Consider the following 18,446-nt stretch of genomic DNA (forward strand, 5'->3'; position numbering starts at 1 on the left):
TGAGACAAGTTCTCATTTAGAATCCTCGTTCAGCAGCCACAAGTGTGTGCTGCAGGAACGATGACATGCCCCCCAAGCTCCATGCGCCGCTTCGCCGCGCGCCGCTCGCCCTCGCCCTCGCCATCGCATTCGCCCCGTTCACGGTGTCACCCGCCGTCGCCCAGACCGGCCCGGCCGACGGCGCCGCCAAGACCCTGGACTCGGTGGTCGTCACCGCTTCCGGCTTCGAGCAGAAGCTCACCGCCGCGCCGGCCAGCATCAGCGTGATCAGCCGCGAGGAGCTGGCCAAGCGCCCGTACATGACCCTGATCGATGCGGTCCGCGACCTGGAAGGCGTGGACGTGGGCGAGACCGCCGACAAGACCGGCCAGAAGACCATCAGCGTTCGCGGCATGGGCGCGGACTACACGCTGGTTCTCATCGACGGCCGGCGCCAGAACAACCACGGCGACATCTACCCGAATTCCTTCGGCGGCAACCAGTTCAACCACATCCCGCCGCTGGACATGATCGAGCGCATCGAAGTGATCCGCGGCCCGGCATCGACCCTGTATGGCGCGGACGCGCTGGGCGGCGTGATCAACATCATCACCCGCAAGGTCTCGGATCGCTGGCGCGGTTCCGCCACGATCAGCCGCAATCTCCAGGAAAACAGCGACTTCGGCACCGACAGCAGCCTGGACTTCGCGCTGATGGGACCGATCGTGAAGGACACGCTGGGCCTGGGCATCCGTGGTTCGTGGTATCGCCGCGATTCCTCCACGCCGGAATACGAAACCATCACCGCGCCGGACGGCACGACGTTCGAGCGCTCGCTGGGCTTCGGCGGCGGCGGCAAGACCGTGGACAACACCAACAAGAACGCGGGCATCACCCTGAGCTGGAAGCCGAGCGAATTCCAGAGCCTGCAGTTCGACTACGACATCTCGCGGCAGGTCTACGACAACACGCCCTACCTCAACAACCTGGGCACCGAAACGTATCCGCTGGGCACCGTCGATGGCCTGGCCGGGATCTGGCGTGCCGCGCCGCAGGTGGGCTACTCCGCCGACCAGCGCTTCACCCGTGACCAGTGGTCGCTGACCCACGAAGGCCAGTGGGATTTCGGCAACAGCTTCGTCTCGCTGGCGTGGATCGACACCGCCAATCACGGGCGCACCCTGCCGTTCACCGTGCAGGAGCGAGTGCTTCATCAACAGATCTACTGCAACAACGCGGCGACCTGCGCCACCGGACCATATGCCGGGCAGACCCGCGAACAGCGCCAGGCGTTGCTGCTGGAGACCTTCCTGCCACGGCCCAAGCGCACCATGGAAAGCCGCCAGTACACGCTGGACGCCAAGCTCGACATTCCGGTGGAGGGCTGGGCCGGCGAGCACCGCTTCGTCGCAGGCGGCCAGGTGGTCGATGGCGAACTCGAGGACGGCGTGTTCGGCATGGAGGGCGGCGGCGAAGGCAACGGCACCGTGCAGGCGCACAAGATGTGGTCGCTGTTCGCGGAGGACAACTGGAATCCGATCGACCCGCTGACCATCACCCTGGGCCTGCGCCACGACGATCACAACCGCTTCGGTGGCCACCTCAGCCCGCGTGCGTATGCGGTCTACGAGATCGCCGGCGGCTGGACGCTGAAGGGCGGCGTCAGCACCGGCTACAAGACGCCGAAGACCACCGACCTCTACGACGGCATCACCGGCTTCGGCGGCCAGGGCACCTCGCCTTTCGTGGGCAACCCGGACCTCAAGCCGGAAACCAGCGTCAACAGCGAGATCGCGTTGTACTGGAGCTCCACCGACGGCCACGACTTCAACGTGACCTGGTTCCGCAACGACTTCGAGGACAAGATCGACAGCGGCGAGGCAGTCGCGTCCTGCGATGTCACCAACGGCGTGCGCCCGTGCGTGAACCTGGGCGACTACGGCTTGCTCGGCTACGGGACCTATTCGCAGAAGATCAACATCGGCGAGGCACGGATCAACGGAGCCGAGCTCGCCGGACGCTACAAGCTGTCAGATGACTTCATGGTTCGCGCCAACTACACCTTCACCGACAGCGAGCAACTCAGCGGCGATGACCGCGGCCTGCCGCTGACGCAGTCGGCCAGGCACATGGCCAACGCCATTCTGGATTGGACCGCGACCGACCGCTTCAGCATGCAGCTGATCGCCGAGGCGCGATCCAAGCGCTACCGCGGCAGCCGCGATGTCGATGGCGATCCTCGCTTCTACAAGGACTACGAAGTCCTGCACCTGGCCGCGCAATATCGCTTCAGTGATGCGGTGTCGCTGTCGGCGCGGATCAACAACCTGCTGGACCAGGACTTCACCAGCTTCCAGACCGTGTTCACCCAGAACCCGACCACGCAGGTCTACACGCCGACCTACCTCGACGATTACAACAACAAGGACAAGGCGCGGAACCTGTGGCTGAGCCTGAACATCCGCTTCTGATCGCGATGACGCGCCCTTGCCAGCGCACCCTCAATTGAGAGTGATTCGCATTCGTGATCTAATGACGCGCTGATCCCGCCTGCCTTCGCCGAGCCGTACGTTGCCCCCCACGTCCACCCATTCGACCCAACAGCAGCGCCGCGGTTACTGGCTGCGCACCCTGCACCACTGGCACTGGATCAGCGCCGCGGTGTGCCTGGTCGGGATGCTGTTGTTCTCGATCACCGGCATCACCCTCAACCACGCGTCGCAGATCGAGGGCAAACCGGAAGTCGTCAATGTGGTCGACACCGTGCCGGCGACGTTGTTGAAGGCATTGCCTGCACGCACGGATGGTAATGCGCCGTTGCCGGTCGGGCTGCGTGGCTGGCTGCGCGACAAGCACGGCATCGTGGCCGGCGATCGCGAGGCGGAATGGTCGGAGGACGAGTTGTATCTGTCGATGCCGGGGCCGGGCAAGGATGCGTGGCTGAGCATCCAGCGCGCGGATGGTGCGCTGGAATATGAACGCACCGAGCGCGGCACCCTGGCCTACCTCAATGACCTGCACAAGGGCCGCAACGCCGGCACCGCGTGGAGCTGGTTCATCGACGTGTTCGCGGTGGCCTCCATCGTGTTCACCGCCACCGGCCTGTTCCTGCTCTACCTGCATGGCCGCCAGCGCCGCGCCACCTGGCCGCTGGTGGCATTGGGCCTGTTGATCCCGATGTTGCTCGCGCTGCTGTTCATCCACTGAATTCCCGCTGATCTCCCCCCGATTTCCAAGGCCAACCCCATGCGAGTCTCTGTTTCCATCGCCCTCGGCACCCTGCTGGTCGCGCCCGCGGCGCAGGCTGCGGACCTGACCGTCAATGTCGAGATCCCTCGGATCAATGCGGCCGAATACCACCGCCCGTATGTCGCCATCTGGATCGAGGACGCCGGCCAGAAATCGGTCGCCGACCTGGCGGTCTGGTACCAGCAGACGGAAGGCAAGGAAGGCCACGGCACCAAGTGGCTGCCCGACCTGCGCCAGTGGTGGCGCAAGAGCGGCCGCAACCTCAAGGTGCCGGTCGATGGCATCACCGCGCCGACGCGCCCGGTCGGCAAGCACGCCCTCAAGCTGGACCAGAAACACCCGTCGCTGGCCAAGCTGCCGGCCGGCAAGTACACGCTCGTGGTCGAAGCTGCGCGCGAAGTCGGCGGCCGCGAACTGCTGAAGATTCCCTTCGAGTGGAAGGGCAAGTCGCCGTCCACCGGCAAGGCCCAGGGCAAGGACGAACTCGGCCTGGTCACCCTCAGCGCCAAGCCCTGAATCGCACACTCCCGGAGCACACCATGAAGCGCATTTCGATCCTCGCCGCCGTCATCGCCGCCGCGATCCCGTTTTCCGCCATCGCCCACAAGCAGTGGCTGGTGCCCTCGTCCACCGTGCTCGCCGGCAAGGATGTGTGGATCACCGTGGATGCCGCAATCTCCAACGCGCTGTACTACCCCGATCACAACCCGATGCGGCTGGACAATGTCGTCATCACCGCGCCGGACGGCAGCACCCACAAGCCGCAAAACCCGGCCACCGGCAAGTACCGCAGCGTGTTCGACGTACAGCTGGCGCAGCAGGGCACCTACCGCATCGCCAACGTCAACGCCGGTGTATCCGCGCGTTGGGACACACCGGAAAGCCTGGCCGCAGCCAAGGCCGCGAAGGACGCGCCGGCTCCCGCCGCGGGTGGCATGGGCGGAGCACCGCGTGGCGGCATGTTGCGCAATGCCAGCGCCGAAGACCTGGCCACCAGGATCCCGAAGGACGCCGTCAACGTCACGGTGACCGAAGGCATCGGCCGCGTCGAAACCTTCGCCACCAACGGCAGCCCGAGCGAGATCAAGGCGACCGGCAAGGGTCTGGAACTGGTCCCGGTCACCCATCCCAACGACCTGTTCGCGGGCGAAGCGGCGACCTTCCGCTTCATGGTGGACGGCCAACCGGCCGCTGGCCTGGAGATCGAAATCATCCGTGGCGGCACCCGCTATCGCAACGCACAGGAAGAGATCAAGGCGACCACCGACCCCAAGGGCGAGTTCAGCGTGACCTGGACCGAAGCCGGCATGTACTGGCTGGAAACCGCGACCACGGACAGCAAGACCAGCGTGCCGCAGGCCAAGCAGCGCCGCCTGAGCTACGTGGGCACCTTCGAAGTCCTGCCGCAGTAATCCGCTTGCCTGCAATCGCCGCAATCGCCACCCTCGGCGGCGAGACCATGGGCACGACCTGGAGCGTGCGGCTCAACGCCGCGCGCCATGTGGATGTGCATGCGTTGCATGCCGGCATCCAGGCCCGGCTGGATCGCGTCGTCGCGCAGATGAGCACGTGGGAACCCGGCTCCGACATCAGTGCATTCAACCGCGCGGCTGCCGGCACATGGCTGCGCATCCCCGAGGAATTCTTCGCGGTGCTGTCGTGCGCACTGCGCATCGCCGAGGCAAGCGATGGCGCATTCGATCCGACCATCGGTTCCCTGGTCGGGTTGTGGGGCTTCGGTGCCGAGGCGGCCATCGGTGAAGTGCCATCGATGCCTGAGCGCGATGCCGCACGCGACGCGGTCGGCTGGCGCCGCATCGAACTGCGTGGCGACGGCGAGGTGCTGCAACCTGGCGGCCTGCGCCTGGACCTGTCGGCGATCGCCAAGGGCTTTGGCGCGGACCTCGTGGTCACGGGTTTGCGCGACGCCGGAATCGCCGGTGCATTGGTCGAAGTCGGTGGCGAACTGCATGGCTACGGCCGCAAGCCGGATGGCACGCCGTGGCGGGTGCTGGTCGAGGCCGGCCCGGAGGAAGACGACGATTCGCTCGAGCCGCGCGTACTAGAGCTCGACGGAATCGCCGTCGCGACCTCGGGCGACCGCTGGCACCACTACACACGCCGCGATGAGCAGGGCGAACAACGCCGCTACACCCACACCCTCGATCCACGCAGCGGCGCACCGGTCGAACACGCAGCGGTGGCAGTGACCGTCGTCGCGCGTGACGCGATGCATGCCGATGCATGGGCGACGGCACTGACCGTGCTCGGCGAAGCCGCAGGTTTCGCATTGGCCGAACGCGAAGGTCTGGCCGTGCGCTATCTGAGCCGCGATGCCAACGGCGCGTTGCACGAACGCATGACCGACGCGTTCCGTAAGCACTTGGCGCCATGACGAGCACATCGCGCTTCGACCGTTCCGCGCTCGGCCAATGCCTGGTCGCCCTCGCGCTTGCGTCGCTGGCGTGGTGGTTGTGGCGATGGCAGGCACGTCCATGGCCTGCGCCCACGCCTTTGCTTCAGCCGCGCGTTGCCGCCGGTATCGCCATCGCGTTGTACGCAGCGTTCTGCGGCTGGATCGCCTGGCGCGGCCGCACGCCGCGGATCGTCGCCAGCGTGGACGGTGCGTCGCCGTGGCGCGTCATCTACGCCAGCCAGACCGGCTTCGCACTGGAACTCGCCGAACGCACCGCGCAGGCGTTGCGCGATGCAAGCGCAATGGCGACGGTGCACGACATCAACAGCATCGACCTGCAAGCACTGGACGGTGCACGTTGCCTGTTCGTGGTCAGCACCACCGGCGAAGGCGATCCGCCCGATCATGCGATGGACTTCGTGAAGCGGGTGATGGCGCAGCCCGCCGACCTGCAGCGCACGCGCTACGCGGTGCTGGCCCTGGGCGACAGCGAATACACGCAGTTCTGCGCGTTCGGCCGCGAACTCGACGAGTGGCTGCACCGGCACGGCGCGCAACCGCTGTTCGACCGCGTCGACGTCGACAACGCCGACCCCGCCGCGCTGCGCCATTGGCAACACCACGTCGGCGTGCTGACCGGGCATACCGACCAGCCCGACTGGACCACGCCGCGCTACGAGCGCTGGACGCTGGCGACGCGCCGCCTGCTCAACCCGGGCAGCGTCGGTGGGGAGGCTTGGCATATCGAGTTGCAGGCACCGGCCGGCACATCGCCCGCGTGGCAGGCCGGCGACATCGCCGAGATCGGCCCGCGCAATGCAGCGGGTGATGTCGATGCGTTCATCGCACGACACGTACTCGATGGCAGCCATGTCGTCCATCGCGATGGCGAAGACATGCCGCTGGCGGAGCTGCTGGCGCGCTCGCGACTGTCCGCCACGGCCGATGTCGTGCCCGACGACGCGCGCGCACTGGTCGCCGCGTTGCAAGCCTTGCCGCATCGCGAGTACTCGATCGCCTCGCTTCCCGCCGACGGCAGCCTGCACCTGCTGGTGCGGCTGATGCGGCGCGAGGACGGCTCACCCGGCATCGGCAGCGGCTGGCTGTGCCGGCACGCAGCCATCGGCGACGGCATCGACCTGCGCATCCGCAGCAACCCGAATTTCCATGCGCCGCCGGCCTCGCAACCCATGGTGCTGATCGGCAACGGCACCGGCCTGGCCGGCCTGCGCGCACACCTCAAGGCACGCGCTGCCATCGGCGCGCATCGCAACTGGCTGCTGTTCGGCGAGCGCAACGCCAGCGCCGACCGCTTGCACGGCGATGAGCTGGATGCGTGGCAACGCAGCGGCGTGCTGGAACGACTCGACCTGGTGTTTTCGCGCGACGGCCATGCGCTGCGTTACGTGCAGGACGCGCTGCATGCGAACGCCGACACCTTGCGTTCATGGGTCGAAGAGGGCGCTGCGATTTATGCCTGCGGGAGCCTGGAAGGCATGGCCCGGGCGTGGATGCGGCGCTGAACGAAATCCTCGGGCCGCAGCGGATGACCGACTTGGCCGACGCCGGGCGGTATCGTCGCGACGTGTACTGACTCGGGCGTCGCTCAGGTGTCAGTCGGACGCCGCAAGCCGCGGCGAGATCCGGATCAGCAAAGCCTCGCCGCCGCCATCCAGCGCGTGGCGGGTGCGGGCACCGTCGACGGCCGGCAGTACCGCAGTGTCGCCGATCCCCATTTCACCCAGCCCGCTGCCATCCACGAACCGCGCCTGCCCGGCCAGCATGTGCACGATCCAGGTCTCGCCGGGATCCGCGAACACCACCACGGTGCCAACCAGCGGTCGCCGCCACAACTGCGCATCGACTGCATCGCGCTTCCACATCAGGTTGAAGTCGCGGGTCGGACCGTCGACCAGTTCGCCGAAGGCAGTGCGTTCGCCGGCGAAGCGCAGCTTGTCGTGCGGCGGCAGCAACTCGTGCGATGCGCCATCGTCGAAACGCAGGCGCAGGCCGTTGCCGCTGAGCAGGACCAGTTCGCGTTCGACGCCGGGGAACGCGGAGAACGGTGCGTCGGTTTCGATCTCGGCGATCGACAGCCGCCAGTCCCAGTCGTCCGCGTCCGGCACCCGCAGGATTTCCGAGGTCCAGCCGGCGCCGTTCTTCCAGCGCATGCGGGCGTAGCCCGATGCGCGCAACACAGACGACGAAGGCGGCGATGACAGCGTCATCGCCGCAGTGTATCGCCGCCTGCGCGGGATCAGCGGCGCGCGACCGGCTTCGGCGCGGGGCGCGGCTGGGCCTTGGCGACGGCGCCTGCGGGACGGGCCGCGGCAGGACGGGCAGCACCGACCACGATGCGGTCGCGATTCTTCTCCACCGTCTTCAGGCCGATGCCCTTGACCAGCGCCAGCTGCTCGGCGCTGCGGAACGCGCCGTTGGCCTTGCGGTAGTCGACGATCGCTTGCGCCTTGGCCGGGCCGACGTTCAGCAGCACGCGGTCGATGGTGGCGGCGTCGGCGGTGTTGATGTTGACGCTCTCGCCGGCGATGGCGGCACCGGCCAGGGCCAGCGACAGCAGCAGGGACGAGAACAGGGTGGTCAGGAACTTCATGGCGGTCTCCTCGGGGTGGGTTCGGTCCGGCATCGCAGGCTGCGACCCGGTGAACACAGGTTGCCGATCCCGGCCGCCGCACTCGATCAGCGCCTGACCCGGCGCAGGGCCGGGACATCGCCCGGGTACCGGTAAGAAAAATCCGACCTCCCCGAAGCCCGGAAAGGCGCAGGAGTAGAATTGGCACCTCGTATTGCACCGGACCCATCCGCATGACTGCCAGCACCTTCGACCCCAGCCAGGCCCGCGATTTCGTCGGCGCGAAGTGGGATGCCGAGATCGTCCCGCAACTGGTCGAGTACATCCGCATCCCCAACAAATCGCCGATGTTCGACACCGACTGGGTCGCGAATGGCCACATGGAGCGCGCGGTGTCGCAGATGGAGACCTGGGCGCGTGCGCAGGACGTCCCCGGCATGCAACTGGAGGTGGTGCGCCTCGAAGGCCGGACGCCGCTGATCTTCATCGAGGTGCCGGCGGCGAACGGCGGCCGCAACGACGATTGCATCCTGCTCTACGGCCACCTGGACAAGCAGCCGGAGATGACCGGCTGGGACGAGGGCAAGGGCCCGTGGGAGCCGGTGATCGAAGGCGACCGCCTGTACGGCCGCGGCGGCGCCGACGATGGCTACGCGATCTACGGCTCGCTGGCCGCGGTGATGGCGTTGCAGGCGCAGGGCGCGGCGCATGCGCGCTGCGTGGTGCTGATCGAAGCCTGCGAGGAATCCGGTAGCTACGACCTCCCGGCCTACGTCGATCATCTGGCCGAACGCATCGGCAAGCCGTCGCTGGTGGTGTGCCTGGACTCGGGCTGCGGCAACTACGAACAACTCTGGTGCACGACCTCGCTGCGCGGCATGGCCGGCGGCAACCTGACGGTGAAGGTGCTGGAGGAAGGCGTGCACTCCGGCGATGCCTCCGGCATCGTGCCGTCCAGCTTTCGCGTCATCCGCCAGTTGCTCTCGCGCATCGAGGATGAAGTCACCGGCCGCATCCTGGTCGATGGCATGCACGTCGAGATCCCCGCCGAGCGCCTGCGCCAGGCCGGCAAGGTCGCCGAGGTGCTCGGCAACGAGGTCTACGACAAGTTCCCGTTCCTGCCCGGCATGACGCCGATGGCATCCGACCTGACCGAACTGGTGCTCAACCGCACCTGGCGTCCGGCGCTGTCGATCACCGGCGCCGAGGGCCTGCCCGCGCTGTCGTCGGCCGGCAACGTGCTGCGCCCGCAGACCTCGCTCAAGCTCAGCCTGCGCCTGCCGCCGACTTTGGACGGCAAGCGCGGCGGCGAGCTGCTGCAAGACGCGTTGCTGAAGGATCCGCCGTACGGCGCGCAGGTCAGCCTGCATCTGGAAAAGGCCAGCACCGGCTGGAACGCGCCGGCCCTTGCTCCGTGGCTGGAGGCCGCGATCGACCAGGCCAGCCAGGACTTCTTCGGCAAGCCGGCGATGTACATGGGCGAAGGCGGCACCATCCCGTTCATGGGCATGCTCGGCGAGAAATTCCCCGGCGCGCAATTCATGATCACCGGCGTGCTCGGCCCGCATTCCAACGCGCACGGCCCCAACGAGTTCCTGCACATCCCGATGGGCAAGGGCGTGACCGCCTGCGTGGCGCGGGTAATCGCCGAACACAACGCGGCCAGCCTGCGTGGCGAAACCACCGGCGTCGCCGCGGTGGCCGGCGGGCAGGTGCATGGCGATCACGGCTGCTGCTGAGCCGACACGCGCATCACGTCAGGTTGCTAGGATGGCCCCGCGTCATTCCTACAACTGATCGGGAGGGAGCATGTTCGGAGGAATCCTCGGCTACATCTTCGGCGGTCTCGTCATCGGCATCCTGGCCAGGCTGATCAAGCCCGGTGCGGATCCGATCGGCTGGATCCTCACCATCGTCCTCGGCATCGCCGGCGCGGTGATCGGCGGCTGGGCTGCCGGCAACTTCGGCCTCAGCCGCGTGCTGACCTGGGTGGTCGCGATCGCTGCCGCCATCGTCTTGCTCTTCGTCTACGAGGCGATGCGCAAGAAGAAATGATCGCGCTGGCATCGCTCCGATGAACGAAAAAAGCCCCGCTTCGTGCGGGGCTTTTTTATTGATCGTCGAAGTGGCATCACTCCGCGTGCGCAAACACTCGATAGCGCGATGGCCGCAGATGCACCGCCTCGCCCACCGACAATGCCGGCGCCGCGCCAGCGTCGAAGGTTTCCTGTTCCAGCAATCGCGTGTGCCCGGCGATCTCGAGTTCGCTGGTGACACGCCCGCCAAGGCGCAGCACCCCGCGCACGCGCCCCGGCAACGCGCCGCTGCCGGGCTCGGACAACACCAGATCGTGCGGACGCACATACAAGCGTGCCGGGCCATCAGGTGTTCCGGCCGCATCGAGCTGCAACGCGCCCGACTGGAACCTGCCCTGTTCGACACGCCCATCCAGCACGTTCGCGCGACCGATGAACTCGAACACGTAGGGCGATGCCGGTGCGTGGTAGATCTGGTCGGGCGTGCCGACCTGCTCGACCTTGCCTTGCCGCATCACCACCACCCGATCCGCGAGTTCCAGCGCTTCTTCCTGGTCGTGGGTGACGAACAACGTGGTCTGCCCGGTTTGCTCGTGCAGCTTGCGCAACCAGCGACGCAACTCGACGCGTACCTTGGCATCCAGCGCGCCGAAGGGCTCGTCGAGCAGCAGCACGCTGGGGTCGATGGCGAGTGCGCGCGCCAGCGCGATGCGCTGCTTCTGCCCACCCGACAATTGCTCCGGATAGCGGCCGCCGTGTTCCGGCAACTGCACCAGTTGCAGCAGCTCCTGCACGCGTTTTGCGATGGTCGCCTTGTCCGGGCGTCGCGCGCGCGGGCGGCTGCGCAGGCCGAACCCGATATTCTCCGCCACCGTCATGTGCCGGAACAGCGCGTAGTGCTGGAACACGAAGCCGACGTTGCGCTCGCGCAGGCTGAGCCGGGTCGCGTCGGTCTCGCTGAACAGCACGCGCCCCTTGTCGGCATGCAGCAGGCCGGCGATCACCCGCAGCAGCGTGGTCTTGCCGGAGCCAGACGGCCCGAGCAACGCGACCAGTTCGCCGGAGGCGATGTCGAGGTCGATACCGTCCAGCGCAGCGACGCCGGGATAGTGCTTGGTCAAGCCTTGGACATGCAGTTGCATGGATCAGTGCCGCCGCGCCGCGAACAAGACTGAAACGCCGAAGCAATGCACCGGCGCACCGGGGGAAGCGCCATCCGGCGCGAGGTTTGCTTTTCTCATGTCAGTGTCTCCTGTGCGAGTGCGCCAGCGCGTCGCCATGACGCGCCTCCAGCCAGAATTTGAGGACCAGGGTGATGAGCGCCAACCCGGCGAGCAGCGAGGCCACCGCGAACGCCGCGGTGCCGTCGAACTCGTTGTAGAGGATCTCGATGTGCAGCGGCAGTGTGTTGGTCAGGCCGCGGATGTGGCCGGACACCACCGACACCGCGCCGAACTCGCCCATCGCGCGCGCGCCGCACAGCAGCACGCCATACAGCAGGCCCCACTTGATGTTGGGCAGGGTCACCCGGCGGAACATCGTCCATGCGCCCGCGCCCAGCGAACGCGCGGCCAGTTCCTCGTCGGCGCCTTGCTGCTGCATCAGCGGCACCAGCTCGCGCACGACGAACGGGAAGGTCACGAACAGCGTGGCCAGCACGATGCCCGGCCGCGCGAACAGGATCTTGATGTCGTGTTCCTGCAGGAAGCCGTGGAACCAGCCATTGGTGCCGAACAGCAACACCAGGCACAGGCCGCCGACCACCGGCGACACCGCGAACGGCAGGTCGATGAAGGCCAGCAGGACGCGCTTGCCGCGGAACTCGAAGCGGGTCAGCGCCCACGCTGCGAAAACGCCGAAGATCGCGTTGATCGGGATCACGATCGCGGCGGTGAACAGGGTGAGCTTGAGCGCACTCACCGCGTCCGGTTCCGCGAGCGCGTCCCACCACGCGCGGAAGCCGTCGCCGAACGCGGACGCCAGCACCATCGCCAACGGCAACACCACCAGCAAGGCCATCGACAGCACTGCGCCGCCGATCAGCAACACGCGCAGCCAGGCCGGCTCCTGCAACGGGTCGCGCAATGGCGGGTTGGATCGCTCGGTCAACCGGTCAGCCATTGCGCTTCGCCTTCTTCTCGAACAGCAACGGAATCAGGTTGATCACCAGCAGGCAGACGAACGACGCCACCAGCAACAGCGCAGCGATCGCCACCGCGCCGTTGTAGTCGTATTCCTCCAGTCGGATGGTGATCAGCAGCGGTGCGATCTCGGTCTTGTACGGCAGGTTGCCGGCGATGAAGATCACCGAGCCGTATTCGCCCAGACTGCGCGCGAAGGCCAGCGAAAACCCGGTCAGCCATGCCGGCAAGAGCTCCGGGACGATGACGCGCCGGAACGTGGTGAAGCGGCTGGCGCCGAGCGAGGCCGCCGCTTCCTCGGGTTCGCGGCCCAGCGTTTCCAGCACCGGTTGCAACGTGCGAACGGTGAACGGCAATCCGATGAACACCAGCGCCAGCACGATGCCCGGCACCGCGTAGGCGACCTTGATGTCATGCGCGGCGAGCAGCTTGCCGACCCAGCCATTCGGCGCATAGATCGCGGTCAGTGCGATGCCGGCCACTGCGGTCGGCAAGGCGAACGGCAGGTCGACCAACGCGTCGAGCAAGCGCCGACCCGGGAAGCGATACCGCACCAGCACCCAGGCCACCAAGGCACCGACCACCGACGCAATCACGGCAGCAGTCAGCGAAGCGCCGAAGCTCAGCTTCAGCGCTTCCTGCACGCGCTCGTCCCTGAGCGCGCGCAGCCATCCTTGCGGCCCCAACCCGGCCGCACGCACCGCCAACGCCGCCAGCGGCAACACCACCACCACGCCCAGCCAGGCCATGCCCAGGCCAAGGCTCAGGCCGAAGCCCGGCAGCGGGTTGCGGGTGCGCAGCCGCGTCGTCGGCAATGCCAGCGAACTCATCGTCCTGCGCCGATCACGGCTTGTAGATGCGATCGAAGAAGCCGCCATCGCCGAAGTGTTCGGCCTGGGTCTTCTTCCAGCCACCGAACGCGCCGTCGATGGTCACCTGCGCCACCGCCGGGAACTGCGCGAGCAGCGCCGCGGGCACCTTGTCCGGCTCGGCCGGGCGATAGAAATGCTTCGCCGCCAGTTGCTGTCCCTTCGGCGAGTACAGGAAGCGCAGGTAGGCCTCCGCTTGTTTGCGGGTGCCGTGCTTGGCCACGTTCTTGTCGACCCAGGCCACCGGCGGTTCCGCCTTGATGCTGATGGACGGCACCACGATCTCGAACTTGCTGCGGGTGTCGGCATCATTGAGCGTCAGCAGCGCTTCGTTCTCCCAGGCCAGCAGCACGTCGCCGATGCCGCGCTCGACGAAGGTGGTGGTCGAGCCGCGCGCGCCGGTATCCAGCACCGGCACGTTCTTGAACAACCGGGTCAGGTAGCCCACGACCTTGTCGCCATCGCGGTATTCCTTCGACGCCCAGGCCCACGCCGCCAGGTAGTTCCAGCGCGCACCACCCGAGGTCTTCGGGTTCGGCGTGATCACCCCGACGCCGGGCTTGGCGAGGTCGCCCCAGTCCTTGATGCCCTTCGGGTTGCCCTTGCGCACCAGGAACACGATCGTCGAGGTGTACGGCGAACTGTTGTGCGGCAACCGCGTCTGCCAGTTCGCCGGCAGCAGCTTGCCGTTGGTCGCCAGCACGTCGATGTCGGCGGACAGCGCCAGCGTCACCACGTCGGCCTCCAGGCCGTCGATCACCGAGCGCGCCTGCTTGCCGGAGCCACCATGCGAGGCGCGAATGGTCAGGGTCTCGCCGGTCTGCGCTTTCCAATCGGCGGCGAAGGCCTTGTTGAGTTCCGCGTAGAACTCGCGGGTCGGGTCGTAGGAGACGTTGAGCAGTTCCTTCTCCTTGCCGCTCGCGATGCCGGCGAACGCGGGCAGTGCCAGCGCCATGCCGAGCAACAGGTTCCTGAGCGTCCTTCGCTTGTCGTGTGTCTTCATGTCGGATCCTCTGGGGTTCGCTCGATGGGTCAGAAGGAAAGTTGCGCGCGGGTGAACAGGGTCTTCTCGTCCGCGCGATCCGCGTCTGCGGCCGCGCCGCCGTCGAAGTCCGCCTGCGTGTACGAGGTAGCCAGTTTCAGGTTCTGGGTGAGATACCAGTTGAGCCCGACGCCCCAGCTGCGCGCGCCATTGGCTGATGCCGCGACATTCGCGAACAACGGGAACGCGGCATCGTCGATGTCGATCCGGCCATAACGCCCGACGATCTCCAATGCGCCCCATCCCGCCTTGCCGAGGGTGAACGGCGACGACGGCTTGACCACACCGCGGAAGCTGGAGTCCTCGCCGGTCAGCACCCAGCCGGCGACCACTTGCCAGGCTTCGTTCTGGAGTTTTGCGCGGGTACCGGCACCGGTGCCACTCACCACCCTCACCTCCTGCGACGAGGTGATCCATTCGCCGAGCACGCCGAGCGGTCCGCGGTAGTAGTAGCCCTGCACGGTCTTGCGCAGGCGTTCGCCATTGGCGGCGATGTTGCTGCCGTAGCCGAAGAACTGCTCCTGCCCCGGCGTGCGGTAACGCGGCAGGAAATTGTTGCCGGCACCGAAGGTGTCGCCGACGCTCGCCGCCACGCCGATGCCCAAGGTGCCGAGGTTGCCGTCGCTGTTCTTGAACGGTTCCCAGAACAGCCGGCCGGCGTATTCGAATTCGCCGTCCGGGTTGGAGGTCACCGCATCGCGACCATCGACGGTGCCGTTGTAGACGCCCGCCGTGTAGTTGAGGACGCCGCCGAAGACGTCGCCCTGCAACTGCGCACCGAGGTCGCGGTTGGGCGCGAGTTCGGTCGGGAAACCACGCTCGACGAAGGCGGTGGCACCGCCGGACTGCAGGCGTTCCAGCCCGACCGGTCCCTTCACCTTGCCGACGCGCACGGTCGCACGCGGATCGAACTTCAGATCGACGTAGGCGTCCACTATCGTGGCGCTGTCGCCGGCGAATTCCGGGGTCAGCCGGAACCCGACCAACGGGCCCCACGTCCCTTCAAGCGTGGGGCGAATGCGCCGGAACAGGAAACCGTCGTTCTGGGTCGAGCCGTCGGCGAAGTGGCGCAGGTCGGCCTGCACCAGGCCGCGCAACTTCACTTCCAGGCCGCCCGGCGCCTTCACCGAGAGACCCTTGCCGGCATCCAGCGCCAGCGTCGATGCGGTGGCGGCTTTTGCGGCTGCGGCCTCGTCCTGCAACTCGAGCTTGCGCTCGATGATGCGCAAACGCTGGTCGAGGTCACCGCCTTCGACCGCCTCGCCGGAGGCGACGCCAAGGCGTTGTTCGAGCGCGGCGATGCGCGCGCGCAAGTCGTCGTTGTCGTCAGCGGCAGTGGCATGGCCTGTGGTCATCAGCAAGGCGGCGACGAGTGGTGGAATCAGGGCCCGCGCATGCGGGCGTTGCTGGAACGGAAACATGACTTCTCCTGGATTGCGGTACGGGGAAGAAATGCCTCCGGTGGTCCGGTCGGCGGGGCACGCGCGCCGGTCAGCGAGCGTCGAAGCGGACTTTCTCGCTGCGGGTGATCTGCACCACGCGCGACTGGTGAACCACGATCTCGACCGTCCCGAAATGGGTGTCGCGGATTGCGCGCAGGACTTCGGCCTCCACCTCGGGGATCGCCGCCGGCACGGATGCAGGCTGGCCCTGGAGGGACGACGCGGGGTTCGCACTCATGTGAGGTCTCCGGAACGTTGGCTCAGGCGGGATTCGCGGTCGGTGCGTTGGCTGAGGGTGAGCAGGCTGTGCCGGTCGAGCACGCCCGAAAGCGCCTCGCGGGTTTCGCGCATCAGCGCGCGCACCGCGCAATGTTCGGGATCGATGCAATCGGCGCAGGGTTCGTAGGCGCTGTTGCTGGCGCAGCGCACAGGGGCCAATGGGCCGTCGATGGCGCGGATCAAGTCACCGACCATGATCGCGTCGGCCGGTTTCGCAAGCGTGTGCCCGCCGAGTTGCCCGCGCCTGCTATCGACGTAACCCGCGCGCCGCAGGTCCACCAGGATCGTCTCCAGGAACTTGCCGGGCACGTTGGCGCGGTCGGCGATCGCATGCGCCTGCAATCGCTCGCCCGGGGGCAGTGTTGCGAGTGCGCACATCGCGCGGAGTCCGTATTTGGCTTTGTTGGTGAGCATTCCCTATATGTTTGGTGGGAATAAAAAAACTTGGCAACGCACGTGCCGGCATATCGCCATTCCCAAGGTGCATAAGCCGATTCATATGCAGCACGTGCATGGATGCATGACCCCGCATCCTTTCTGCAGCGCACCACAAGTGCGGATGATCCTCGCCATCTCCACGCATCCCGGTCGCCCGGCTGCCCACGATGTCGCTTCCCGCCACCACGCTCCCCACGCCCTTGCAGCCCGACACCGCGGCCGCACTGGCCCGGCTCGCCGAGGGCCTGGACAGCAGCGCGCTGCTGTGGGCGTCCGGCTATCTGGCCGGCATGGCACGTGCGTTGCCGGTGCACGCGGCGACCGTCGCTGCCCCGGTCGCGGCAGCACAGCCGGCGACCATCGTCTACGGCAGCCAGACCGGCAATGCGAAGCGCGCCGCCGAGGCGCTGCTGGCGAAGTTGCAGGCCGCCCACCTGCCCGCGCGCCTGTTGCGCGCCGATGCCTATCCGCTGCGCGAACTCGCCGACGAGACCCTGCTCTATGTGGTGGTCAGCACCCAGGGCGATGGCGATCCGCCGGACGATGCACGCGCGTTCCTCGAATTCCTCGAAGGCCGCCGCGCACCGGCGTTGAAGAAGCTGAAGTTCGCGGTGCTCGCCCTCGGCGATTCCAGCTACCCGCAGTTCTGCGCGATCGGCCGGCGCATCGACCAGCGTCTGCAGGCGCTCGGTGGCGAACGCATCGCCGACTGCGCCGACGCCGACCTCGATATCGAAACCGTATCGACGCCATGGACGGAGACCGTCGCGCGCATCGCCGGCGACCTGCTCAAGCCGGCCGCGCCTTTGGCAACGGTCACCACGCTGCGCCCACTGGTCGCCGCGGTGGCATCGCATTCGCGCGCCAAGCCCTTCGCCTCTGCCGTACTCGCCAACCAGCGCATCACCCTGGGCGCCAACAGCAAGGACGTGCGGCATCTCGAACTGGCCCTGGACGGCTCCGGCCTCTCGTATGAACCCGGCGATGCGCTCGGCGTGTGGCCGCGCAATCCAGAGCGGCTGGTCGATGCCGTGCTGCAGGCGACCGCGCTGGATGGCGATGCCGAGGTGCGCGTCGGCGACGACGCCCTGCCGCTGCGCGAATGGCTGCTCGGCAAGCGCGAACTGACCCGCGTCGCCCGTCCGTTCCTGGCTGCGCTGGCCGAACGCAGCGGCGACGAAGCGCTGGCCGGCGTACTGCACCCGGACAATGCACCGGCACTTTCCACATTGCTTGCGAATCAGCAAGCGATCGACCTGCTGCAACGCCATCGCGCCGACTGGGATGCCGCTTCGCTGGTCGCGGCACTGCGCCCGCTGCAGCCGCGCCTGTATTCCATCGCATCGAGCCGCAAGGTTGTCGGCGACGAAGCGCACCTGACCGTTGTCCACGTCGAATACGACGCCGATGGCGAAACCCGCTGGGGTGCCGCCTCGCACCTGCTGGCAACGCGCGAAGAAGGTGAAACCCTGCCCGTCTACATCGAGGCGAACGAACGCTTCCGCCTGCCCGCCGACAGCAGCCGCGACATCATCATGATCGGCGCCGGCACCGGCATCGCCCCGTTCCGCGCCTTCGTGCAGGAGCGTGGCGCGGTGGGTGGCAACGGCCGCAACTGGCTGTTCTTCGGCGCGCCCCGCCAGCGCAGCGACTTCCTCTACCAACTGGAATGGCAGCGCGCGTTGAAGGAAGGCCAGTTGGATCGCATCGACCTGGCGTTTTCGCGCGACACCACGCCGAAGACTTACGTGCAGCAGCGCATCGCCGAGCAGGCACGCGCGTTGCATGACTGGCTGCAGGGCGGTGCGCACCTGTATGTCTGCGGCGCCATCGCGATGGCCAAGGACGTGCATGCGGCCCTGCTGGCCATCGTCGCCGCGAACAACGGCGGCGACCGCGATGCCGCCGTCGAGTTCCTCGACACCCTCGCCCGCGAAGGCCGTTACGCGCGGGACGTGTACTGAC

At 67.2% G+C, this 18,446-nt stretch carries 17 protein-coding genes and 1 pseudogene; 9 read left to right on the forward strand and 9 right to left on the reverse strand.

Features of this window, described 5'->3' with window-relative positions; genetic code table 11:
• Window positions 1–65: 65 nt before the first annotated feature.
• The 6 genes and pseudogenes from H9L16_RS01255 to H9L16_RS01280 all read left to right on the forward strand — a co-directional run bounded on the left by H9L16_RS01255 (window position 66) and on the right by H9L16_RS01280 (window position 7,238).
• Window positions 66–2,450: a TonB-dependent receptor domain-containing protein gene (locus H9L16_RS01255; protein ID WP_187552819.1), complete on the forward strand. Its 2,385-nt coding sequence runs from the start codon at window positions 66–68 to the stop codon at window positions 2,448–2,450.
• A 100-nt stretch (window positions 2,451–2,550) separates the two neighbouring features.
• Window positions 2,551–3,186: a PepSY-associated TM helix domain-containing protein gene (locus H9L16_RS01260; RefSeq protein WP_187552820.1), complete on the forward strand. Its 636-nt coding sequence runs from the start codon at window positions 2,551–2,553 to the stop codon at window positions 3,184–3,186.
• Between the two features lie 39 nt (window positions 3,187–3,225).
• The gene (locus H9L16_RS01265) at window positions 3,226–3,744 is read left to right on the forward strand and encodes a DUF2271 domain-containing protein (RefSeq protein ID WP_187552821.1); all 519 of its coding nucleotides are present in this window, start codon (window positions 3,226–3,228) and stop codon (window positions 3,742–3,744) included.
• A gap of 23 nt (window positions 3,745–3,767) precedes the next feature.
• Complete coding sequence (locus H9L16_RS01270; protein WP_187552822.1) at window positions 3,768–4,640, forward strand: DUF4198 domain-containing protein; 873 nt, start codon at window positions 3,768–3,770, stop codon at window positions 4,638–4,640.
• 47 nt (window positions 4,641–4,687) lie between these two features.
• Window positions 4,688–5,623, forward strand: a complete 936-nt coding sequence (locus H9L16_RS01275) for an FAD:protein FMN transferase (protein ID WP_187553988.1) — start codon at window positions 4,688–4,690, stop codon at window positions 5,621–5,623.
• Window positions 5,620–7,238: pseudogene (locus H9L16_RS01280) on the forward strand (sulfite reductase subunit alpha). The gene H9L16_RS01275 and the pseudogene H9L16_RS01280 overlap by 4 nt, the downstream one beginning before the upstream one ends.
• A gap of 19 nt (window positions 7,239–7,257) precedes the next feature.
• Here H9L16_RS01280 and H9L16_RS01285 read toward each other — a convergent pair.
• Window positions 7,258–7,872 carry a HutD/Ves family protein gene (locus H9L16_RS01285; RefSeq protein WP_187552823.1) on the reverse strand — a complete coding sequence of 205 codons (615 nt, stop codon included), beginning with the start codon at window positions 7,870–7,872 and terminating at the stop codon, window positions 7,258–7,260.
• A gap of 29 nt (window positions 7,873–7,901) precedes the next feature.
• The gene (locus H9L16_RS01290) at window positions 7,902–8,255 is read right to left on the reverse strand and encodes a ComEA family DNA-binding protein (RefSeq protein WP_187552824.1); all 354 of its coding nucleotides are present in this window, start codon (window positions 8,253–8,255) and stop codon (window positions 7,902–7,904) included.
• Window positions 8,256–8,467: 212 nt separating this feature from the next.
• Between H9L16_RS01290 and H9L16_RS01295 the strand changes: the two genes are divergently transcribed.
• Window positions 8,468–9,973: a M20 family metallopeptidase gene (locus tag H9L16_RS01295; RefSeq protein ID WP_187552825.1), complete on the forward strand. Its 1,506-nt coding sequence runs from the start codon at window positions 8,468–8,470 to the stop codon at window positions 9,971–9,973.
• A gap of 70 nt (window positions 9,974–10,043) precedes the next feature.
• Window positions 10,044–10,289 (forward strand): GlsB/YeaQ/YmgE family stress response membrane protein, encoded by a 246-nt coding sequence (locus H9L16_RS01300; RefSeq protein ID WP_187552826.1) that lies wholly within the window; start codon window positions 10,044–10,046, stop codon window positions 10,287–10,289.
• Between the two features lie 76 nt (window positions 10,290–10,365).
• Here H9L16_RS01300 and H9L16_RS01305 read toward each other — a convergent pair whose 3' ends face one another.
• From H9L16_RS01305 to H9L16_RS01335, 7 genes are all read right to left on the reverse strand, one after another.
• Window positions 10,366–11,412 (reverse strand): sulfate/molybdate ABC transporter ATP-binding protein, encoded by a 1,047-nt coding sequence (locus H9L16_RS01305; protein WP_187552827.1) that lies wholly within the window; start codon window positions 11,410–11,412, stop codon window positions 10,366–10,368.
• A 100-nt stretch (window positions 11,413–11,512) separates the two neighbouring features.
• Window positions 11,513–12,391, reverse strand: a complete 879-nt coding sequence (cysW, locus tag H9L16_RS01310; protein WP_187552828.1) for a sulfate ABC transporter permease subunit CysW — start codon at window positions 12,389–12,391, stop codon at window positions 11,513–11,515.
• Window positions 12,384–13,241: a sulfate ABC transporter permease subunit CysT gene (cysT, locus tag H9L16_RS01315; RefSeq protein WP_187552829.1), complete on the reverse strand. Its 858-nt coding sequence runs from the start codon at window positions 13,239–13,241 to the stop codon at window positions 12,384–12,386. Before cysT ends, cysW begins: the two co-directional genes overlap by 8 nt.
• Window positions 13,242–13,254: 13 nt before the next feature.
• On the reverse strand, window positions 13,255–14,283 hold the full coding sequence (locus H9L16_RS01320; RefSeq protein ID WP_187552830.1) for a sulfate ABC transporter substrate-binding protein: 1,029 nt from the start codon (window positions 14,281–14,283) through the stop codon (window positions 13,255–13,257).
• Between the two features lie 29 nt (window positions 14,284–14,312).
• A complete protein-coding gene (locus H9L16_RS01325; protein WP_187552831.1) occupies window positions 14,313–15,743 on the reverse strand; it encodes an OprO/OprP family phosphate-selective porin in 1,431 nt (476 codons plus the stop codon).
• 70 nt (window positions 15,744–15,813) lie between these two features.
• On the reverse strand, window positions 15,814–16,002 hold the full coding sequence (locus tag H9L16_RS01330) for a YezD family protein (RefSeq protein ID WP_187552832.1): 189 nt from the start codon (window positions 16,000–16,002) through the stop codon (window positions 15,814–15,816).
• The gene (locus tag H9L16_RS01335; RefSeq protein WP_187552833.1) at window positions 15,999–16,457 is read right to left on the reverse strand and encodes an RrF2 family transcriptional regulator; all 459 of its coding nucleotides are present in this window, start codon (window positions 16,455–16,457) and stop codon (window positions 15,999–16,001) included. The genes H9L16_RS01330 and H9L16_RS01335 overlap by 4 nt, the downstream gene beginning before the upstream one ends.
• Window positions 16,458–16,648: 191 nt before the next feature.
• Between H9L16_RS01335 and H9L16_RS01340 the strand changes: the two genes are divergently transcribed.
• A complete protein-coding gene (locus H9L16_RS01340) occupies window positions 16,649–18,445 on the forward strand; it encodes an assimilatory sulfite reductase (NADPH) flavoprotein subunit (RefSeq protein ID WP_187552834.1) in 1,797 nt (598 codons plus the stop codon).
• The last annotated feature ends 1 nt before the right edge of the window (window position 18,446 follow it).

It is taken from the genome of Thermomonas carbonis (assembly GCF_014396975.1).
In the GTDB taxonomy this organism is placed as follows: Bacteria; Pseudomonadota; Gammaproteobacteria; order Xanthomonadales; family Xanthomonadaceae; genus Thermomonas; species Thermomonas carbonis.

What these genes read in the sequence shown, in the direction of transcription:
- H9L16_RS01320 (WP_187552830.1), bottom strand. Translation starts at nt 14,283, where the DNA reads ATGAAGACACACGACAAGCGAAGGACGCTCAGGAACCTGTTGCTCGGC.
- H9L16_RS01300 (WP_187552826.1), top strand. Translation starts at nt 10,044, where the DNA reads ATGTTCGGAGGAATCCTCGGCTACATCTTCGGCGGTCTCGTCATCGGC.
- H9L16_RS01290 (WP_187552824.1), bottom strand. Translation starts at nt 8,255, where the DNA reads ATGAAGTTCCTGACCACCCTGTTCTCGTCCCTGCTGCTGTCGCTGGCC.
- cysT (WP_187552829.1), bottom strand. Translation starts at nt 13,241, where the DNA reads ATGAGTTCGCTGGCATTGCCGACGACGCGGCTGCGCACCCGCAACCCG.
- H9L16_RS01340 (WP_187552834.1), top strand. Translation starts at nt 16,649, where the DNA reads ATGTCGCTTCCCGCCACCACGCTCCCCACGCCCTTGCAGCCCGACACC.
- H9L16_RS01285 (WP_187552823.1), bottom strand. Translation starts at nt 7,872, where the DNA reads ATGACGCTGTCATCGCCGCCTTCGTCGTCTGTGTTGCGCGCATCGGGC.
- H9L16_RS01270 (WP_187552822.1), top strand. Translation starts at nt 3,768, where the DNA reads ATGAAGCGCATTTCGATCCTCGCCGCCGTCATCGCCGCCGCGATCCCG.
- cysW (WP_187552828.1), bottom strand. Translation starts at nt 12,391, where the DNA reads ATGGCTGACCGGTTGACCGAGCGATCCAACCCGCCATTGCGCGACCCG.
- H9L16_RS01325 (WP_187552831.1), bottom strand. Translation starts at nt 15,743, where the DNA reads ATGTTTCCGTTCCAGCAACGCCCGCATGCGCGGGCCCTGATTCCACCA.
- H9L16_RS01255 (WP_187552819.1), top strand. Translation starts at nt 66, where the DNA reads ATGCCCCCCAAGCTCCATGCGCCGCTTCGCCGCGCGCCGCTCGCCCTC.
- H9L16_RS01265 (WP_187552821.1), top strand. Translation starts at nt 3,226, where the DNA reads ATGCGAGTCTCTGTTTCCATCGCCCTCGGCACCCTGCTGGTCGCGCCC.
- H9L16_RS01330 (WP_187552832.1), bottom strand. Translation starts at nt 16,002, where the DNA reads ATGAGTGCGAACCCCGCGTCGTCCCTCCAGGGCCAGCCTGCATCCGTG.
- H9L16_RS01305 (WP_187552827.1), bottom strand. Translation starts at nt 11,412, where the DNA reads ATGCAACTGCATGTCCAAGGCTTGACCAAGCACTATCCCGGCGTCGCT.
- H9L16_RS01335 (WP_187552833.1), bottom strand. Translation starts at nt 16,457, where the DNA reads ATGCTCACCAACAAAGCCAAATACGGACTCCGCGCGATGTGCGCACTC.
- H9L16_RS01275 (WP_187553988.1), top strand. Translation starts at nt 4,688, where the DNA reads ATGGGCACGACCTGGAGCGTGCGGCTCAACGCCGCGCGCCATGTGGAT.
- H9L16_RS01295 (WP_187552825.1), top strand. Translation starts at nt 8,468, where the DNA reads ATGACTGCCAGCACCTTCGACCCCAGCCAGGCCCGCGATTTCGTCGGC.